This window comes from Flavicella sp. IMCC45668, from assembly GCF_057219105.1.
In genome coordinates this window covers 1,310,210-1,330,940 of record NZ_CM170114.1, presented here as the reverse complement: position 1 = coordinate 1,330,940, position 20,731 = coordinate 1,310,210, and the positions used below count along the sequence as shown (strand labels likewise).

Sequence of the window (20,731 nt, the reverse complement as noted above, 5' to 3'; positions counted from 1 at the left end):
CAGTTTTCAAAAATCAAAGGAGTTGGACACTTATATATATATTCTAAAAAAAAACTTCTAAAATTCATAAGTATTAAAAAATGAAAAATAGTATATCCATAAGAACTTGTTTAATGTTTGTTTTTTTATTTTCAACAAGCGTAAAAAGTCAAATTCAGAAAAAAAGAAAGCCGAACATCATTTTTATCATGGCAGATGATTTAGGTTGGACTGATATTAGTTCATCTAATACTAGTTTGGGAAATGGGTCTAAATATTACGAAAGTCCTAATATAGATAAACTAGCAGAGCAAGGGATGTCATTTACTTATGCCTATACACAACAAAATTGTCAACCTACTCGAGCCGCATTGCTTACTGGTCAATATGCAACAGGTTCTCAAAACGGCATTTATAATGTGGGAAGTCTTAATCGAACTTCAAAAGGAGCTGTCACATCTATTGTTCCGCATACTCAGAATAATTATTTGAAAGAACAATGTGTTTCCATGTTCGAAACTTTAAAGACAGTTGGTTACCATACTGCATGGTTTGGGAAATTACATGCTATTAAAAAGGAAAAGCATGCCGAAACATATGTAGGTATTGATTATAATTTAGCACTTCGAAAAGAAACAAAAGCAGTTGTAAATGGCGTAAACGTAAAAAATGAGTTTTTTGCTCAGAATGATGATAACAAAGGTTGGATTTTTAGTCATGAAGAATTAAAACCATATACACAACCTTATGATTCTACATACATTAAAAATGTATTAGAGCCTTTGAAAAATGGAAATGATCCTAGTTTGTTAGAAGGTACACCTAAGCACCTTACCGATGCTTTGGGAGATGCAGTTGTAGATTATATAAAAGATAGATCGCAAAAAGATGCGCCATTTTTTGCCTATATTCCTTTTCATGCAGTGCATGTTAGTATACTCCCACGTGTTGATTTAGAGGCTAAATACAATGCGATAACATCTCAGGATTCGCGTCATACTCGTGCTGATTATGCTGCTTTTGTAGAACTTTTAGATCAAACAGTTGGACGTATTTTAAATGCATTAGAAGATCCTAATGGTGATGGTGATACAACAGATGGAATAGACGAAAACACTTTGGTAGTTTTTTATTCTGACAATGGTGGTTTTATGGGGCCTACTGATAATACCCCATTGCGTTTAAGAAAAGGAACCTATTACGAAGGAGGAGTTCGTGTACCCTTAATTTTTAGATATCCAGGAGTAGTGAAGCCAAATACTGTAAATTCCACTCAAGAAGTTCACGCCATTGACTTTTATCCTACACTAGCGGAAATTGCTGGAGCCAAACTACCAGATCCTAAAAATCACGAAATAGATGGCAAATCAGTTGCTTCTGTTTTAAAAGAAGAAACTGACGCACTTGATGGTAAAAACGAATTGTACTGGCATTTTCCTGGATATATGGACGTGCGTAATATGCCTCAATCAGTAATGCATTATAGACATTCTAACAAGCAGCATTATAAATTGTTCTATCGTTATGAAGATGATTCTTACGAATTATATAACCTAAGTAATGATATTGGTGAAACCATCAATCTTTTGAGTGGTAATCCTAACAAAGAGACTATTGAGGTAGCTCTGCTAATGAATAAAAAACTACGTAAGTGGCTAGTAAAAAGAAATGCCCCAACTGGAACTTGGGCTAAAAATGGAGAAAAAGTAGCTTATCCTAAAAAGAATGGAGTTAAGAAATATTAATAATTATAATTTAAGAAATGAAGAGGAATAATTATCAACTCTTGTTTTTGTGTTGCGTGTCGATCTTATTTATGGCCTGTAAAGGAGGTAAGACTTCTAATGTGAAATCAGCAATTAATGTAGAAAATAAAGGTCAAGATATAGCAAAGAATCAACCCAATTTAATTTTTTATTTAGCAGATGATCAAGATGTTTATGATTATGGTTGTTACGGAAATGAAAAAGTGAATACAGAAGCAGTAGACCGTCTAGCAAAAGAAGGAATGTTGTTTGAAAATGCTTTTACTGGGCAAGCAATTTGTGCACCTAGTAGATCACAGCTTTTCACAGGGAAATATCCTTTTAAAAATGGATGTTTTGCAAACCATACGGCTACGAGGCCAGACATAAAAAGTGTCACCACTCAGATGAAAGATTTGGGTTACGAAGTGGTTTTGGCGGGAAAAAGTCACGTGAATCCTTCAGATGTTTATCAATGGGATAAAGAATGGGCATCCGTTCCTAAAAAAGGAGTGCCTAGAGATTATATTCCTTTGGATAGTATCGAGAGTTATTTAAAAACTTCTAAAAAACCATTTTGTATGTTTATTACGTCTAAATATCCACATGGAAAATATTTTGATGTTGAAAATCCAAAAGTAGATGCTATTAAATTCTATCCATTTAACGAACATAAAAAAGGAGATAAAGAATATGTGAAATCTAAAGCTGGTTATTACCGAAGTATTGAGGAAGATAACACGCAAATTGAAAAAGTTTTAGCATTAGTTGATACGTATCTTGATGACAATACTTTATTTATTTATAGTGCAGATCATGGAGTTTCAGGTAAGTTTACAGTTAAAGACATAGGTTTAAAAGTACCTTTTGTAGCACATTGGCCAAGAGTGATTAAACCTGGAACTACTTCAGATCAACTCATTCACTATACTGATGTATTGCCAACTTTTGTTGCAATTGCTGGAGGGAAGGCAGATGAGACTGCAGATGGAACTAGTTTTTTACCAATTCTAGAAGGTGAAGTTAAGGCAGTAAATGAATATGTGTATGGAGTAAGAACCAATCAGAATATATTAAATTCAGAGGTGTTTCCTTCAAGAATGATTCGAGATAAACAATACAAATACATTCGTAATTTTAATTCTATTGAAGTTGTAGAACAAAATTTAACAGGGAAATTGAATGTAGATTATTTTATAAAAAGAGGTGCAAATAAATTCAAAAATGAACCTTTTGAAGAATTGTACGATTTACAGAACGATCCATACGAACAGCATAATTTAATCAAAGATGAAAGTCTGAAAGAAATTAAAGAAAGGTTGAAAAAAGATTTGTTTGAATGGATGAAGTTACAAGATGATTTTTTAAATGAAACTGTGGGGAATATGCCAATCATAACTCCTAAAGGGAAAAAAGGATTTAAGTTAGACCAAGATACGCCTAGACGAAAAATACCTGATTCTATAAAAAATACACTAACGAAAGAAGATTATATAATAATTGAGCACTGGTAAAAAAAACAATTGAAAAATGAATAAATTCTTCACATACGCATTTAGTTTATTTTTTCTTTTAACATCATGTAAAAATGAAAAAGATAAAACGGCAGAGAAACATGACCAAAAGCCAATGAACGTTTTGTTTATTGCTATTGACGATTTAAGAACTGAGTTGGGTTGTTATGATGCACCACAAGTAAAATCGCCAAACATAGATCAATTTGCAAAAGAAGCAGTTGTTTTTAATCGAGCGTATTGTAATGTGCCAGTTTGCGGAGCATCAAGGGCTAGTTTGTTAACCAGTATTTTACCTACAAAAACACGTTTTATAGATTATAGAGCAAAGGCGCAAGGAGATGTTCCAAACGCGAAAACCCTGCCGAGTATTTTTAAAGATGCAGGATACACGAGTATTTCAAACGGAAAGATTTTTCACTACAATAAAGATGTTCAAGAAGCAAGTTGGAGTGAAAATCCTTGGATGCCAGAAGGAGGACACAGAGTGAGTTATGATAAGAGCACCAATGAAGTAATCATGAAATCTGGTAATGGTCGCATTTATGAAGCACCAGAAGTTGATGATAGTGAGTATCCAGATTATAAGATTGCACAAAAAACGATAAGCGATTTACGCCGTTTTAAGAAAACTGGGGAATCTTTTTTTATGGCTTGTGGTTTTTTTCGTCCTCATATGCCTTTTTATGCACCTAAAAAATATTGGGATTTATACCATAGAGATTCAATAAATATTGCAGAGAACCGTTATTTACCAGAGAATGCACCGAAATCGTTGCGTGGTAGTGGAGAGTTTAAAAGCTATAGTTTTGGTGATTATAAACCAAATACAGAAGAGTTTCATAAAATGATGCGTCATGGGTACTATGCTTGTGTAAGTTATGTGGATCAAATGGTTGGAAATGTTCTTGCAGAACTTGAAAATCTAGGCCTAGCAGAAAATACAATTGTTGTATTATGGGGGGATCATGGTTGGCATTTAGGAGAACACGAGTTTTGGGGAAAACACAACACCTTGCATAATGCGTTGCAAGTACCTTTGATTGTGAAAGTACCAGGCAAAATAAAAGGACAACAGACCAATGCTTTGGTAGAGAGTGTTGATATTTATCCAACACTTTGTGATTTGGCAAATTTAGATACACCTGATTATATCATGGGCGAGAGTTTTAAATCAGTGCTCAACAATCCGAAACAATCATTTAGAGAGAATGCATATGCGCGTTTTAAAAAGGCCGATGCCATTGTAACCGAAAACTTTACTTATTCCTTATACGAAAATGGTGAAGAGATGTTGTACAATCGCAAACTAGACCCAGACGAGAACAAAAATGTTTTAGCAAATCCTAGTTATAAAAAAGTACTTGAAGATATGCGAAAAGCTTTAATGAAAAAGCAAGAACAAGCAAAGAGCTATAAATAAAGAAGATGCTTTGCAATTATATTTTGAAGGAACTTTTGCTGTGATTGCATTAAATTCTAATGAAGGATTAAAATCTGTTTATATTGGAGAGGGAAATAAATGGAGTTTCGAAAATGTTGAGATTGTTACACCATCAGAATAAAACTTCTATAAAGATTATGAGTAATTTTAAAGTATACTGTAGAATATTGATTTGCGTTCTTGTTACTTTTCTTTTGAGTTGTAGTGAAAAACAAAAAACAGAAACATTATTGTTCGTTGGTAGTTTTACAGAGAAACAACCTGGAGATGGTATCCAGGTATATCTTTTCGATACAGAAACCGGTAGGGCCGAGTTGAAACATACAGTCAAAGATGTTATCAATACTTCATTTTTGAAATTATCTTTCAATGGGGGATTTTTGTATTCTGTAGTAGAGAGTCAAATGGATTATAATGGTAAGGTCGCTGTTTATAAAATTGATTCAATTAACAAAACTTTGAAGTATATCAATAGTCAAGATTGTGGCGGTAGGAACCCTGTTCATTTAGAAATAGATAAAAATGACAAACATTTGGTTTGTTCCAATTATTCAGATCCAAGTTTGAGTGTATTTGATTTGAATGCAGACGGAAGCATAAAACCTTATCATCAATTATTGGTTTTTAAAGATAGTAGTATCCTAAAGAATCGCCAGAAAACAGCTCATATTCATTCTTCCAATTTTTCACCAGATCAAAAATTTCTACTCGCTCAAGATTTAGGTGCAGACAAAATTAGAATTTTCGAGTTTTCAGAAATCGATAATCGGTATAAATTAGTTTCTAAGGACTATGTTGCTGTAGCTCCAGGAAGCGGTCCTAGGCATTTTGATTTTCACCCAAAAGGGAAGTATGCCTATGGAGTGGCAGAATTGAGTGGAGAAGTCAATGTATATGCGTTTAAAAAAGAAATGTTATCACTTATAGATACAAAAAAGACCTATAAAAAAGAACAGTCAATTTATAGAACTGCCGATATTCATATTTCTTCAGAGGGTAAATTTTTGTATGTTTCGAATAGAGGGCCTGAAGAAGATACAATAGCTGTTTTTGAAATTGACGAGAATACGGGGATGTTATCATTTGTTGAACATGTTCCTACTTTTGGGGAGCATCCTAGAAATTTTGTAATAGATCCCACAGGGAATTTTCTATTGGTCGGAAATCAATTCACGAACAATATTGTGATATTTAGAATAAACAAACAAACGGGTAAATTGAAAAAACTACCCAATGAAATAAAATCTATGGGAGTATCAAGTTTGCAAATGAGAACTTATAAGAAATAAAAAAGGAAAGATGTAAAACCTTTCCTTTTTGTATTTTTATTAGTGAAGCTCAACTTTTTTGTGCAAACGAATAAAGGATTCTACTTTGTCTACCATGTCTACACATCCGCAAAAAAGAGGAACTCTTTCGTGTAGTTCTTTTGGTTCGAGATCCATAATTCTTCGCGAACCATCCGTAGCTTTTCCTCCAGCTTGTTCAGCTAAGAATGCGATCGGATTGCATTCATATAAAAGCCTCAGTTTTCCGTTAGGTGAAGTTTTACTTCTTGGGTAAATATAGACTCCTCCTTTGATCATGTTTCTATGAAAATCAGATACCAAAGAACCAATATATCGGTGTGTGTATGGGCGCTGATCATTTTTATCTTCCTCTTGGCAATATTTTATATAATCTTTGACCCCTTGTGAAAAATGAACGTAATTTCCTTGGTTGATAGATAGAATATTTCCTTTTGTTGGAAATGTCATATTTGGATGTGACAAATAAAAACTTCCAATTGCAGGATTTAAAGTAAAGCCATTCACTCCTTTCCCTGTGGTATAAACTAGCATGGTTGAAGTTCCATACACGACGTACCCGGCAGCAACTTGATCGTTACCTTTTTGTAAAAAATCTTCTTTTTTTACGGGAGTTCCGATAGGTGTCACCCTTCTATAAATAGAAAAGATAGTACCAACTGATACGTTAACATCGATATTTGATGAACCGTCTAATGGGTCGATTAACACAACATATTTGTTTTCGTGTGTACTGTCTTTACCTTCAATAGTTATGTAATCTTCTTCTTCTTCACTAGCTATGCCACATACAATTTCTCTGTTTATCAATGCCGATTTAAACACATCATTGGCATAAATATCTAGTTTCTGCTGATCTTCACCCTGAATATTGGTTTCTCCAGCAGTTCCAATAATATCAACTAGTCCTGCTTTGTTTACCTCATGATTTACAATTTTTGCAGCAAGTCTTATTGAGTTGATTAGATGAGAAAATTCTCCTGAAGAATATTTAAAGTGGTTTTGATTGTTTATTATAAACTCACCTAATGTTATGTAATTCTCTTTCATAAAAAAGTTGTAGAATAAATGATATTCTTTATTTTTAGTTTAAAACGAAAGTAATTTTTTAGCTGCAGTAAGCTGTACTGATGTGTGATGTAGTAATAGAGGTATCTTGGATGAAATTCGATCTGTTTTATTTTGAAATTAAACTGAGATGATTTTTTTTCATTAGAACCATACAGTTCAGAAGACTTAACTAAATGTATAGGACTATTTTTGATTATGTAAAATTTAACAAAATTAAATCATGGAGATCAAAACGAGTTTTAAATATGTAGATTATTTGTGGGACGAAAAAAAAGCTGCGTCGCTTGAGGATAATCAAGTCGAGTTGTTTTTATATCGTTCTAATATATTAGGAGCAGATTTAAGAATCACTAATTACGGTGGTGGAAATACGAGTTGTAAAACTATTGAAACAGACCCCTTAACAAATGAAGAAGTTGAGGTAATGTGGGTAAAAGGTTCAGGTGGAGATATTGGTACTTTAAATAGAGCGGGTATTGCTGGTTTGTATACGAATCGTTTGCGTGATTTGAAAAATGTATATGGAGGGATGCATGATGAAGATCGAATGGTTGGTCTTTTTGATCACTGTATTTACGATCTTGACAGTAAAGCTCCGTCTATTGATACACCTTTGCATGGTTTGTTACCATTTGCACATATAGATCACTTGCATCCTGATGCGTTGATTGCGGTTGCAGCAGCAGAGGACAGTGAGAAGGTTACCAAAGAAATTTGGGGAGATACTATGGGGTGGGTGCCATGGCAACGTCCTGGGTTCGATTTAGGATTACAGTTAGAAAAATGTTTGGCTGATAATCCTGGTATTCGTGGAATCGTATTGGGTTCTCATGGATTATTTACATGGGGGGATACTTCTTACGAATGTTATATGAATAGTTTAGAGGTGATTGAAATGGCTTCTGATTATATAGAAAACAAGATTAAAGAAAACGGAAGTGTATTTGGTGGTCAAAAAATCGAAAGCCTTCCTAAAGAAGTGCGATACGAAAAAGCGGCTCAAATTATGCCATTATTAAGAGGGTTATGTTCTTCTGAAAACAGAATGATTGGACATTTCTCTGATTCTGATGTGGTAATGGAGTTTATCAATAGTAATGATTTAGAAAGATTGGCTCCAATGGGAACATCTTGTCCTGATCATTTCTTGAGAACTAAAATTCAACCTTTGGTATTGTCATTAGATAAAAATGAAGATTTATCTGATAGCGAAGCTATTTTAGCTAAGTTAGAGCCAGCATTTGAAGCTTATAGAGCGGAATACGCTGAATACTACAATACATGTAAAAAAGAGAATAGTCCTGCGGTTCGTGATGCGAATCCAGTAATCATTATTTACCCAGGAGTAGGTATGTTTAGTTTTGCAAAGAACAAACAAACTACACGTGTGGCAAATGAGTTCTATATCAATGCGATCAATGTAATGAGAGGAGCAGAAGCTATTACTTCTTATACATCTTTACCAAGACAAGAAGCATTTGATATCGAGTACTGGTTGTTAGAAGAAGCTAAATTACAACGTATGCCGAAAGAGCAGCCGTTATCACGTAAAGTAGCTTTAGTTACGGGTGCTGGTGGAGGTATTGGAAAAGCAATTGCAGATAAATTAGCAGCTGAAGGTGCAAATGTTGTATTGACTGATATCAACGAAGATAGTTTGATTGAAGCAAATGCTACTTATAAAAGAGACGTTTCAACTTATGCTATTTGTGATGTGACGAATCCTGAATCTATTGCTTCTGCATATAAAAAAGCATGTGTAGAGTTTGGAGGAATTGATATTGTTGTACACAGTGCAGGTTTGGCAATTTCTAAACCTTTGGAAGACACTACTGACAAAGATTGGAATATCTTACAAAATATATTAGTGAAAGGTCAGTTTGATCTAGCAAAACAATTCTCAGCAATTACACGTCAGCAAGGATTAGGTGGAGATTATATTTCTATCGCTAGTAAAAATGGATTGGTTGCAGGTCCAAATAATGTCGCTTATGGTACTGCGAAAGCAGCACAACAGCACATGGTTCGTTTGTTAGCTGCTGAATTAGCAAAAGACAAAGTAAGAGTAAATACAGTAAACCCTGATGGAGTTATTGTAGGAAGTAAAATTTGGGAAGGAGCATGGGCTGAAGGTCGTGCCAAAGCCAATGGAATTACTGTAGAAGAATTACCAGCATTTTACGCAAAAAGAAACTTATTGAATGAGATTATTACTCCTGCAGATATTGCAAACGGTGTATTCTCTTTTGTAGGAATTACAGACAAGTCAACTGGAAACATTTTGAATGTTGATGGTGGAATGGCCAATGCATTTGTAAGATAAATTGATCAGTTAAGATTAGAGTTTAATTTGATACGAGAAGGTTCTTCCCGAAGTTAAGATGATTTCGGGAGAGCTTTTCTTAAAATAATATAGGATTATGAAAATAAATAAAGAGCAAATTTTTGATTTCAATAAATCAGGATTAGAGAATCATAATGATAATTATGATTTTTTAGCTAATAAACTGACTAAAAACGGTCATAATATATCTGACATTTTAGCAAAATTAGCTGAGTTTCAAGTAGCAATACCAAGTTGGGCTTTAGGAGCTGGTGGTACTCGTTTTGGACGTTTTTCTCACTATGGTGAACCTTCTAGCTTAGAGCAAAAAATAGAAGATGTTGGTGTGTTGCATGCTCTTACTAAGACTGCCGGAGCGGTCTCGTTGCATATTCCATGGGATGTGCCATCTGATTACAATGCGGTAGGTGAATTGGCTAATTCTTTAGATATTAAATTTGACTCTGTAAATTCTAATACTTTTCAAGATCAGGCAAACGCCCAAGAATCTTATAAGTTTGGGTCGTTGAGCAATACGAGTCAGGCAGTACGTGAACAAGCGATCCAACATAATTTAGATGTAATTAACATCGGAGATAAATTAGGTTCTAAAAGTTTAACGGTTTGGTTGGCTGATGGATCTTGTTTTCCAGGACAGAATAATTTTCAAACTGCTTTTCAAAATACGCAAAACAGTTTGATTGATATTTACAAAGGATTACCAGATGATTGGAAAATGTTAATAGAATACAAACCATACGAGCCAAACTTTTATAGTACAGTTATCCAAGATTGGGGTGCTTCATTAATGTTGGCAAATGGTTGTGGTGATAAAGCATTTACGTTGGTAGATCTAGGACATCATTTACCAAATAGTAATATTGAACAAATTGTATCTGTATTGCAATTGAAAGGAAAGTTAGGTGGTTTCCACTTTAACGATAGTAAATATGGTGATGATGATTTAACTGTAGGAAGTATCAAACCTTATGCATTATTCTTAATTTTTAATGAATTAGTGTACGGAATGGAGAATAACCCTCAGAATCCTGATTTAGCTTGGATGATTGATGCAAGTCATAATATCAAAGATCCTTTAGAAGATTTAATTCAATCTTTAGAGGCAATTCAAGAGGCATATGCTAAAGCATTATTGATTGATCAAGCAGCTTTGAAAGCAGCGCAAATTGATAATGATGTTGTAAAATGTCAAGAAATATTACAGGGAGCTTTTAGAACAGATGTTCGACCATTAATTGAAAAAGCAAGATTGAATGTTGGCGGTGTAATTAGCCCAATTCAAGCGTATAGAAGTTTAGATGTAAGAAATGAATTAATTAAAGAGAGAGGTAGACATACTGTTGCCACTGGACTTTAAGAATTTACTATGAGACAAAAAGTAACAGCTGTATTCGATATAGGAAAAACTAATAAAAAGTTTTTCCTATTCGATAAAGATTTTAAAGAGGTTCACAAAGAATATATTTCATTTGATGAAATTGTTGATGAAGACGGACATCCAACTGAGAATTTGCATGAGTTGCAAAAATGGTTGAAAGAGGTTTTCGATAGAATTTTAACAGATAAGAAATACAAAGTTAAAGCGATCAATTTTTCTACCTATGGAGCGAGTTTTGTTCATTTAGATAAGGAAGGAAATCCTTTAACTCCACTGTACAATTATACAAAAGAATTGCCATCTCATATAGTGGATAGCTTTTTCGAAAGTTACGGACCAAAAGAAGCCTTTTTAAAAGCTACAGGCTGTACTGATTTAAGTATGTTAAATTCTGGTTTACAATTGTATTGGTTGAAGAAAACCAAACCAGAAATTTTCAAGCAGATTAAATATTCATTGCATTTACCGCAATATTTAAGTTATATTTTCACTGGGATTGCTTTGAGTGAGTATACAAGTATTGGTTGTCATACTGCATTGTGGGATTATACAAAAAAAGATTACCATAATTGGGTGTATGAAGAAGGAATCAATGAAAAATTACCCCAAATAGTTTCTACGGAAACAAGTATCAATATGAATTATAACGGTAACCGTATTAAAATCGGTGTCGGAATTCATGATAGTTCAGCTGCATTGTTACCTTATGTACGCAGTATTAAAAAGAAATTTATTTTAATATCAACAGGTACTTGGAGTATCAGTTTCAATCCTTTTACTGAAAATCCAATTGCTGAAGATGGATCGACAAATGATTCATTAAATTATATGAGAATAAACGGAAAGCCAGTAAAAGCTTCTCGTTTGTTTTTAGGAAATGAATATAAAGTTCAAGTGAAAGCACTTGATAAAAAATACGGAGTGAATGACGACTATCATAGAACAGTTAAGTTTGATTATGATATCTACGCTTCGCTGATAGAAGACTTTACCTACCAATATAAGTGGAAAAGTATTGTTGATGAGAATATGCCATCAAAAACCATTGCAAATTTTGAAACTTATGAATATGCTTATCATCAATTAATTACAGAGTTGGTGTTGTTGCAAATCAAGTGTATCAATGAAGCGAAAGGTGATGATACCATTACTAGACTATATGTTGACGGTGGATTTAGTGACAATGATGTGTATATAAAGTTGTTATCTCATTATTTTAGAGATAAGAAATTGAGAACAACCAATGCGTCTTTGGGCTCAGCTTTAGGAGCAGCGATTTCAATTTCAGATTCAAAATTGAATTCAAAATTTTTAAAAGAAAATTATGCTCTGAAGAAACACGTTCCTTTTATTGTAGGAACAGAGATTACGAGCAAATAATTTAAGAAAACCAACAACAGAAGAGGAATGTTTTAATATTATAAATTCGATGTTATGTTAAAAAAACAACAGCTAATTCATCCAAGAAACCAAATTACTGAAATAATTGACAGGATTTATAAACGAGGAATGACCACAACTTCTGGAGGGAATATTTCTATTATTGATGATAATGGAGATATTTGGGTAACGCCTAGTGCAGTTGATAAAGGTTCCTTGCAGGCATCAGATATTATATGTGTTAAAAAAGATGGAACGATTATCGGAAAGCACAAACCGTCATCTGAGTTTCCTTTTCATAAAGCTATTTATGAATCAAGACGCGATATAAAATCTGTGATTCATGCACATCCACCAGCTCTAGTTTCATTTAGTATTGTTCGTCAAATACCGAACACGAATATTATTTCACAAGCGAAGCATATTTGTGGACCTATCGGTTATGCGAAATATGAGATTCCCGGCAGTGAGGAGTTAGGTGCTGTTATCGGTGAGGAGTTTAAAAAAGGATACAAGGCGATCATCATGGAAAATCACGGAACTGTTTTAGGTGGAAGTGATTTGACGGATGCTTATGAACGTTTTGAAGCTCTAGAGTTTTGTGCTAGAACCATTTTATACGGATCTCAAATTGGAAAGCCGAACTATCTGTCAGACGATCAAATAGATCAGTTCGAAGCTCAGTCTACTGGTGTTTTACCAGAAAGGCATGATACAGAGCACAGTTCTGAAGAACAAGAGAAACGTCTAGAAATTTGTAACATTGTACAGCGATCCTGTCAGCAAGGTTTGATGATTGGTTCTTATGGTACAGTTTCAATGAGATTAGAAGGAAGTGATTTTTTAATTACTCCTACAAATGTTGATCGTTGGGATTTGCAGTTAGAAGATGTAGTTCAGATAAAAGATGGTAAAAGAGAGGAAGGTAAATTACCTAGCAGAGCAGCTTGGATTCATCAAGAGATTTACAATAGAAATCCAAAAGTCAATTCTATAATCATGACACAATCACCCTATTTAATGGCTTTTGGGGTTACTGATGAGAATATCAATGTTAGAACAATTCCAGAAAGTTGGATTTTTTTACAAGATATTACTAAAGTAAAATATGGACATCATTTCAAACAAAACAATAACTCAGAAATCGTAGATAATTGTTCAACAGCTGTTATCATAGAAAATGATTCTGTCATTGTTACAGGTGATAAATTATTGCAAACATTTGATTATTTAGAAGTAGCTGAATTTAGTGCAAAGTCAATTGTTATGGGACATGCTTTAGGTGAAATGGTACCAATCAATGATAAACAAGTGGAAGATTTAAGAGAGAAATTTTTAAAGTAAAAGTAAACCACAAAAATATAACACAAACTAAACTATTTTATTAAGGATGAGTGAATACGTAGAGAATATACAAGTAGCCGATGATGCTGCGGGAGGTGAGTTTGAAAGAACACCAGTTCCCAGTTCAAAATTGAAAGGTTGGAAAAGTTTTATTGGAATGTATGCAGGAGAGCATGCAGCAGGTACAGAATTCATGATTGGACCCTTGTTTTTGACAGCTGGAGTTAGTGCGTTTGATTTGATAATTGGACTTTTGTTGGGTAATATTTTAGCCGTATTAAGTTGGAGGTTTTTGACAGCTGAAATTGCTGTAAAAAATAGATTGACTTTGTATTATCAACTAGAAAAAATTTGTGGTAAAAAATTAGTTACAGGTTATAATTTAGCCAACGGAATTCTGTTTTGTTTTTTGGCAGGTTCCATGATTACGGTATCCGCAACAGCCGTAGGTATACCTTTTGATATGCCTATGCCTAAATTGGATGATACTTTACCTAATGGTATGACATGGATTGTAATTGTTATTACGATTGGAGCGGTTATCTCTATAATTGCGGCGCGTGGTTATGATACTGTTACGAAAGCTGCGAATTGGATGTCTCCATTTATTGTTTTAGCCTTTGTTGCAGCTGGTGTTGTTGCACTAAGTCAACTGGGAGTAGAAAGTTTTTCTGATTTTTGGAATATCTGGGGAGAAGGTGGAGAACCATTTCCTGGGCAAACGAAATTTACGTTTTGGCATGTTGTTATTTGGTCATGGTTTGCAAATGGTGCTATGCATATTGGAATGTCAGATTTATCAGTTTTTAGGTTTGCCAAAGAGGCGAAAGCAGGTTGGGCTACGGCAGCAGGGATGTATGTAGGTCATTATATGGCTTGGATTGCTGCGGCTTTATTATATGCTGTATATTTAAAATCTCCTGAAGCACAAGCGTTTTTAAGTGCGGGTGCAGCACCTCCAGTGGCTCCAGGGCCTATGGCATTCAATGCTATTGGAGTGTTTGGAATTATCGCTGTAGTATTGGCTGGTTGGACAACCGCAAACCCAACTATTTATAGGGCAGGACTTGCATTTCAAGCGATACTTCCAAAATTATCTACAGCAAAAGTTACAATATTAGCGGGTGCAGTTGCAACAGTTGCTGGTTTGTTTCCTGCATTTGCAATGAAACTATTAGGTTTTGTAGCATTATATGGATTTATTTTATCTCCGTTTGGAGCTATTATTGCCTTCGAACATTTTTTTCATAAAGATTGGGGGATTAAAAAGAATTACGCAGAGGTAGCAGGGCTACAAATTAACAAAGCTGTATTGTTAGCTTGGGGAATTAGTTTTGGATTGTTTTATTTTATATCCGTAAAATTTGATGTCTTTTTATCCTTTGTAACTTTGCCTGCTTGGTTATTATGTGGTTTGCTATTTATGATTTTTAGTAAGTATTATCAAAATAAGAAATGAATCTAGTTTAGCTTTATGAGTTTGTGAAATGGTGCAATGTTTTAAAACGAGTGTAAAAAGTTAGATTAGGTTTTATTTATGTTGAAAAAAACATTGTTTTTTCAAGTTTACAATATGGTTTATTTCTGAATTTTAGGTTTAGATGAATCACTAGGTAGTGAGTAGCTATCTTTTAGTTTTAGTGTTTAAGTGAAAAGGTCTTTCTGTTTTATGGAAGACCTTTTTTTATTTAAAAACTTTTGTGTTTAACAAGAGAAAAGCCTCCAAAAAAAACGGAGGCTTTAATTTATTAGATTTAAAGTTTATTTTATGATTTTTTTTACATAGACTGAGTTTTTGTGTTTGATCATTAAGATATAAATACCGTTATAATTAAAAAGGTTAGCAGGTATTTTTAGTTTGTTTAGTTCTGAAATACCAGATATTATTATTCTTCCATGCATATCTGTTATAGAATAATTATAACTTTCCGTTAAGTTCTCTATATTCACTATTAAGTCGTTGTCACTTATCGGGTTAGGATAGGTTTTGATGCTAGAGTTTAGATCGTATTTGTTTACAGCTAAGTTTCCTTCCACCACATTCGTGAATTTAATGTCTTGAAATAGGTTATCCGCAAATTTTCCTCCCGTTGGTCGAATTGCTACCACAAATTTATAGTTGTCAGCTGCGATAAGTTTATTTTCTAAATTAACGATAATAGTTGTTTTTTGATCAACACCTGGATTAACACTTACTTTTTGCGCGTTGCTCGGTAGGTTTTTATTGTCAGGTATTTTTATTGTTACAATAATATCTCTAGTTTCATTCGCTGTATAGTTGATCTCAAAACTATAAGAATTAGAGTCGTTCCCAAAAGCTTCCGGTAGGTTGGAGAAAAACGCTTTCTCTTGTGAAGTTGGAGGTGTTTCATCACCTTCTTCACATGTGAACTCTATTTTTGTCCATCTACCTCTAGAAAATGCAGTGCCCCCGTTTTCAGGAATTTTACCATTTGTGTGGGAGTTGAATTCAACTTGAATTTCATCACCATTTTTAACTTCGATCTCTTCCCAGGTTTTAGTTGTTGGGGTGTAATCAATATTAGTTTCTGGGTTTTGATAGCTGCCAATGGTAACTCCATTAATTTTCAAAATATAACTAGATTCACCATCGAGTTCAGCTAAAGTAGTAATACTAATGTCATAAGTACCGTCGGCTCCGGGAAATCCTTTTTTTACAGCAGCAAATACATCTTTGTGTTGTGCGGCATTTATGGCTAGTGCGTTTTTCTGTTCATGGATATATCCTTGCACAAAAGAACCTACTTGTGTCAAAGGAAAATCTACAGCGTTCATTGTAACATTTGAACAGTCTGACGGGAGAGACTCAGTTTCACATTCTTCACCTACCTTATTAGATTCATCTGTGTTTACGTTTTTTGCTGCAGCTCCTTGGTTTGGGGTAAATAACACGAGTCTATCCACACTATGTCCTTGAGATCTACCGCCATATTCAATGATATATTCTCCTGCTGTAGGGAATGTCGCCCAAATACTCATACCATTTATGTGTTTACCTCCAGAGTTTGTTTCACCATAGCATTGAAAAACAAATTCAGATCTTTGAACCCATAATTTTGTATGTTTTGTCAAAGTATATTCTATACCAGCTTTTTTACCAAAAAATCGAACATTCCCACCAGTTATATTTAGCCATGCATCGTTGTTTGCATCTCCTGTTGCTGCCTTAGGGTCTCTAATGTTTCTCCAAAGGAATTGGTAGGTTCCAGGGTTGTTTATTTTTATTTTATATCCTATGGTGTGGTTTGCTACCTGTGCTCCAAGATGATTTGGTCCGGTATACCTTAAATAAGCCCCTCCCGTAGGAACTGAAATTACAGGATTTCCATCTATATCTTTACCGTTTACATTTTCTGTTTCTAAAGTGAATAATGCTTTGTCGTAATCAACTGCACTTTCAGCTTCAATAACTAGTAGGCCATTTTGTTCTTCAAAAGTGCAATTCCCTATAGTTGCAGTTGGCTCAGGCTCAATAGTTAGTGTTAATGTATCTGAGAAATTTCCATCAATGCTAGTCCCTGTAATAGTGACAGTTCCTTCGTTGATTCCAGTTACCTTTCCAATGTTATTAATGGATGCAATTGTTTCATCACTAGAAGTCCAAATAATTGTTTTATTAGAAGCATTTATTGGTGTAAATGATTTCTGTAAAACAGTTGATTCGCCTTTTATAACACTTGCGGTAGTTTTTGTTATATGAAACCCTGTAACCGGTGTATATATTACAGTAATAGCTGAGGTGTCAGTAAAAGAACCATTATGAGTAGTTGCTGTAATAGTAGCTGTTCCTTCTGTCAAAGCTGTAACTTCCCCTTTATTTGAAACCGTAGCTACTAATTCATTGCTGGAAGTCCAGTTGATTCCTTTATTAGTGGCATTTGTAGGTGCAAAAAATTGACCTAAAGTAGTTGTTGTTCCTTTGTCTATTTGTGCTGTTTCCGGTGTTATGCTAAATTCAGAAATGGGAATTTCAATATGGTTTGGCAATCTTATTAGTGCCACCCAGTCCGATGTTGAATTGTTTGGAGGAGTTCCAATGCTCCGTATACCATTTCCTAGAATTGTTGTTACGGAGCCATTTGTTAAATTACCACCGGATCTCGGATCGAACCATTTTACTTCAAAAGTTCCTGATTGATCTGTTAAATCGATATTTGAAGTTCCTCCTCTTTCTAAGTATACAACATAAGTTTTTCCAACTTCTGCAAGACATCTATTTAAATTTCCACTAGACAAGTTGTCGTTATTTTGCATTTTCCAGTATTCAATTGCATTTCCTTCAAAAAATTCTTGAATAGCTATTTTACTCCAGTCGAACAACGTTGAAAAACGATCAAAATTTTCTGTTTGAAAGTCTCCCTCAGATCCACCATACCACATAACTCCTGCACCACCACCTATAAGGCCTTTCCAAAGAATTTTTTTTCTTGCTGCAGGGGTTACTTCCTTGTTGTTGATGCTACTAGTTGTAAAAACGCCGGTTGCTCCTGAGTTTTGTTCATCACTAGCAACGACCCAAGGTGTGCCAGCTGTACTAGATTTGTCAATCCAAGTTTTAATTCCTGATTTTCCATTATAGGAATCATCATAGCCTTGTGCTCTTGAGCTTTGAATTGATGCTCCAGTGATTTTTGCATTGTTGTTGATTAGATAGTTGTAGTACAACTCGTGCTTTCCCGGATATGTATGAAATACTCGGTGGTTTTGATAAGGATCTATGCTGGCTAACCAATCAATTCTTGGAATTGCTAAGGAAGCATCTGTATTATCTTTACTACCGAATTCTTCAGAAATATTCCATTCTACCGCTAGATGATGACCAAATCTGGCAACCATTTCTCGATAATATATTTTTATTTGATTTAAATCAAGCTTATTCCAGTTCTCTGCTTCCGCTAGTTTAAAGTGTAACATAAGTCCTTTTTTTTCGGCATGGTCAAAAACTATCTCCCATTGTTCTAATTTTGAAACGTCATACTGATATTTGCTAGTTTCATTTACCCAAGGAAAAACGTTTTTATCATCACCTCCGTACAATGATGCCGACATAGAATTCATCGATTGGTTGCTAAGGTAGTTGACGGCACCGATTAAATTTTTTCCTTTTCCGTTATTCCATGTAGGATCTCCTGGATTCCAGTCATTTGCATGCGGGTTAAAAGAATGTTCCGTACATAAAGAACAAGTCTTTTTATTTGCTACATCATGATCAAATTCGTCATAGTTAAGAATGTTTTCAGGTGAATCAGGACCAAATTTCAAGAAGTGTTCTCCTGTTTCTGTCCATTGTAAATATCTTCTAGAATTGTGGTCTCCAGTAGTTCGATACTTTAGCCTTCCTTTGGTTCTTAAATCAGGTAAGGTGGCGGAATTGACTGTTATGTCACCAATAGTTCCACTAAGGTTGTGAATGGGGGCTGGTAATTGAGCTACTTCCTTTAGAGCAACATCTGTACCTGTATAAAATAGTACTTGGTAGTTCCAATTACCCACCTGAGAAGGTCTTAAAAACGCCTTGTACTTGGTACCTGATTTTGAATTAGAGTTGGCGGCGTTTCCATCAGCAGCAAAGAATCCGGGTACTCTCAGGCTTGAGCCATCTGGCGCTGAAAAAATAACATCCATTCTGTTGTCTTTAAAACTTGTATTTGATTCTGATATATTTACGGGTAGGTTAAGGATTATAGCAATTTTATCCCATTTTCCATATGGTTCTGAAGCTTCGATGGAAACAGATTGAGCGTGTGATTGTAAAATAACAGTTAATAGGGGGATTCCCAGGATAAGTAGTTTTTTAAATATTTTTTTTTTAGTCATAGGGTTTGGTTTTTAGTTTTCGGTATTGAATAATTGAAACCGAGTTTTAGGTTAGTAGGTAAAGCTAGAGTTTGATGTGACTGAAACCTAAAACATATGTTTTTGACATTATAATAAAACTTCTTGTATAATGTTAATTTTCATTCTGTTAGGTTTGTGGTGGTTGGAGAGGCTTTTGTATGTTGTTTGTATAATTAGGGGAGAAATTCCTTTTATAGGACTTGGTAAGTTGGTGACAGGAAAGTCATGTTAAGCTTTAAGCACGACTAAATCATTGAGCTTTTTATGAGAGAAGTAGCTACGTTTGTGGGGTATTAAATAAAATAAGTTACGGTTTGAATATAAGTTTTATTTGATAGTATAGGAGATTGTATATATTTTCTTAATTCAGAAAATCATATTTGGTAATTAAAATTTAAATATGTTATTATTTATTGAAATGATTTACTTGAATTTATGGTGTAAAGAGGTAGTAGTTATTTTATTTACAATACTTTATTTGGGTGTTTTTGTAAAAATCCCGTATCTTTGTGTGCGCACACGAAAATAGTATTTAACGTAAACGAAAAGATATGAATTTATTTAATGTAGAGAAGAAAGTAATACTTATCACTGGAGGGGGAGGAGTATTAGGAGGTCAAATGGCTGAATATTTGTTAGGTAACGGAGCAACTGTTGTGATTTTGGACTATAAGCAGGAAATTGTAGATACTGCTTTAGAGAGACTTAAGAAAATAAGTAATGCTGTTGAAGGTTTTGTTTGTAATGTATTGGATGAAAAAAGCACAAAAGCAGTTTCAGATCAAATAATTTCTAAGTTGGGAAAGATCGATGTTTTAATTAATGCAGCAGGTGGTAATATGCCCGGAGCCACAATAGGTGAGGATCAAGATATATTTGATGTGAAAATCGATGATTTTAAAAAAGTAGTTGATCTGAATTTATTCGGAAGTATTATACCCTCTTTAGTTTTCGGAAAGGCAATGACTGAGAATAAAGAAGGTGTCATAATAAATATATCATCTATGACAGCTCAAAGTGCAATTACTCGAGTGGTTGGATATTCGGCGTCTAAGGCAGCAATAGATAATTATACAAAATGGTTGTCTGTGGAGTTAGCTTCTAAGTTTGGTGATGGTATGCGTGTAAATGCAATTGCACCAGGATTCTTTATTGGAAATCAGAATCGTGCTTTGTTAACAAATGAAGATGGATCTTATACAGAAAGAGGGAATACTATTATTCAAAATACTCCTATGAAACGTTTTGGTGAAGCAGATGAGTTAAATGGATCTATTCATTTCCTATGTTCAGAAGCTTCTAAATTTGTGACAGGTGTTGTTGTGCCTATTGATGGTGGATTTAGTGCATTTAGTGGAGTATAATT

Annotated in this window: 13 protein-coding genes; 11 read left to right on the top strand and 2 right to left on the bottom strand. The window is 34.3% G+C overall.

Annotation, left to right across the window (positions count from 1 at the left end; translation table 11 throughout):
• Positions 1 to 80 precede the first annotated feature (80 nt).
• The 5 genes from AC2DZ0_RS05975 to AC2DZ0_RS05955 all read left to right on the top strand — a co-directional run bounded on the left by AC2DZ0_RS05975 (position 81) and on the right by AC2DZ0_RS05955 (position 5,971).
• The gene (locus AC2DZ0_RS05975) at positions 81 to 1,724 is read left to right on the top strand and encodes a sulfatase (RefSeq protein ID WP_484644327.1); all 1,644 of its coding nucleotides are present in this window, start codon (positions 81 to 83) and stop codon (positions 1,722 to 1,724) included.
• A 71-nt stretch (positions 1,725 to 1,795) separates the two neighbouring features.
• Positions 1,796 to 3,238 carry a sulfatase family protein gene (locus tag AC2DZ0_RS05970; RefSeq protein WP_484644325.1) on the top strand — a complete coding sequence of 481 codons (1,443 nt, stop codon included), beginning with the start codon at positions 1,796 to 1,798 and terminating at the stop codon, positions 3,236 to 3,238.
• Between the two features lie 16 nt (positions 3,239 to 3,254).
• The gene (locus AC2DZ0_RS05965) at positions 3,255 to 4,661 is read left to right on the top strand and encodes a sulfatase (RefSeq protein ID WP_484644323.1); all 1,407 of its coding nucleotides are present in this window, start codon (positions 3,255 to 3,257) and stop codon (positions 4,659 to 4,661) included.
• A gap of 10 nt (positions 4,662 to 4,671) precedes the next feature.
• Positions 4,672 to 4,803, top strand: a complete 132-nt coding sequence (locus AC2DZ0_RS05960) for an endo-acting ulvan lysase-like protein (RefSeq protein WP_484644322.1) — start codon at positions 4,672 to 4,674, stop codon at positions 4,801 to 4,803.
• 16 nt (positions 4,804 to 4,819) lie between these two features.
• Positions 4,820 to 5,971, top strand: coding sequence for a lactonase family protein (locus AC2DZ0_RS05955; RefSeq protein ID WP_484644320.1), 1,152 nt, complete (start codon positions 4,820 to 4,822; stop codon positions 5,969 to 5,971).
• Positions 5,972 to 6,010: 39 nt separating this feature from the next.
• Here AC2DZ0_RS05955 and fbp read toward each other — a convergent pair whose 3' ends face one another.
• Entirely contained in the window at positions 6,011 to 7,039 is a 1,029-nt protein-coding gene (gene fbp, locus AC2DZ0_RS05950) for a class 1 fructose-bisphosphatase (RefSeq protein WP_484644318.1), read from the bottom strand.
• 241 nt (positions 7,040 to 7,280) lie between these two features.
• Between fbp and AC2DZ0_RS05945 the strand changes: the two genes are divergently transcribed.
• The 5 genes from AC2DZ0_RS05945 to AC2DZ0_RS05925 all read left to right on the top strand — a co-directional run bounded on the left by AC2DZ0_RS05945 (position 7,281) and on the right by AC2DZ0_RS05925 (position 14,965).
• Positions 7,281 to 9,383 (top strand): bifunctional aldolase/short-chain dehydrogenase, encoded by a 2,103-nt coding sequence (locus AC2DZ0_RS05945; RefSeq protein ID WP_484644317.1) that lies wholly within the window; start codon positions 7,281 to 7,283, stop codon positions 9,381 to 9,383.
• Positions 9,384 to 9,480: 97 nt separating this feature from the next.
• Positions 9,481 to 10,761, top strand: a complete 1,281-nt coding sequence (locus tag AC2DZ0_RS05940; RefSeq protein WP_484644315.1) for a sugar isomerase — start codon at positions 9,481 to 9,483, stop codon at positions 10,759 to 10,761.
• A gap of 9 nt (positions 10,762 to 10,770) precedes the next feature.
• Positions 10,771 to 12,162: an FGGY-family carbohydrate kinase gene (locus AC2DZ0_RS05935; RefSeq protein WP_484644314.1), complete on the top strand. Its 1,392-nt coding sequence runs from the start codon at positions 10,771 to 10,773 to the stop codon at positions 12,160 to 12,162.
• A gap of 54 nt (positions 12,163 to 12,216) precedes the next feature.
• The gene (locus tag AC2DZ0_RS05930) at positions 12,217 to 13,506 is read left to right on the top strand and encodes a class II aldolase/adducin family protein (RefSeq protein WP_484644312.1); all 1,290 of its coding nucleotides are present in this window, start codon (positions 12,217 to 12,219) and stop codon (positions 13,504 to 13,506) included.
• A gap of 46 nt (positions 13,507 to 13,552) precedes the next feature.
• Positions 13,553 to 14,965, top strand: a complete 1,413-nt coding sequence (locus tag AC2DZ0_RS05925; RefSeq protein ID WP_484644310.1) for a purine-cytosine permease family protein — start codon at positions 13,553 to 13,555, stop codon at positions 14,963 to 14,965.
• A gap of 302 nt (positions 14,966 to 15,267) precedes the next feature.
• Here the strand turns inward: AC2DZ0_RS05925 and AC2DZ0_RS05920 are convergent, their stop codons facing one another.
• Positions 15,268 to 19,344: an Ig-like domain-containing protein gene (locus tag AC2DZ0_RS05920; RefSeq protein WP_484644308.1), complete on the bottom strand. Its 4,077-nt coding sequence runs from the start codon at positions 19,342 to 19,344 to the stop codon at positions 15,268 to 15,270.
• Positions 19,345 to 19,916: 572 nt separating this feature from the next.
• On the opposite strand from AC2DZ0_RS05920, the gene AC2DZ0_RS05915 reads away from it, so the two are divergent.
• Entirely contained in the window at positions 19,917 to 20,729 is an 813-nt protein-coding gene (locus tag AC2DZ0_RS05915) for an SDR family oxidoreductase (protein ID WP_484492091.1), read from the top strand.
• Positions 20,730 to 20,731 lie beyond the last annotated feature (2 nt).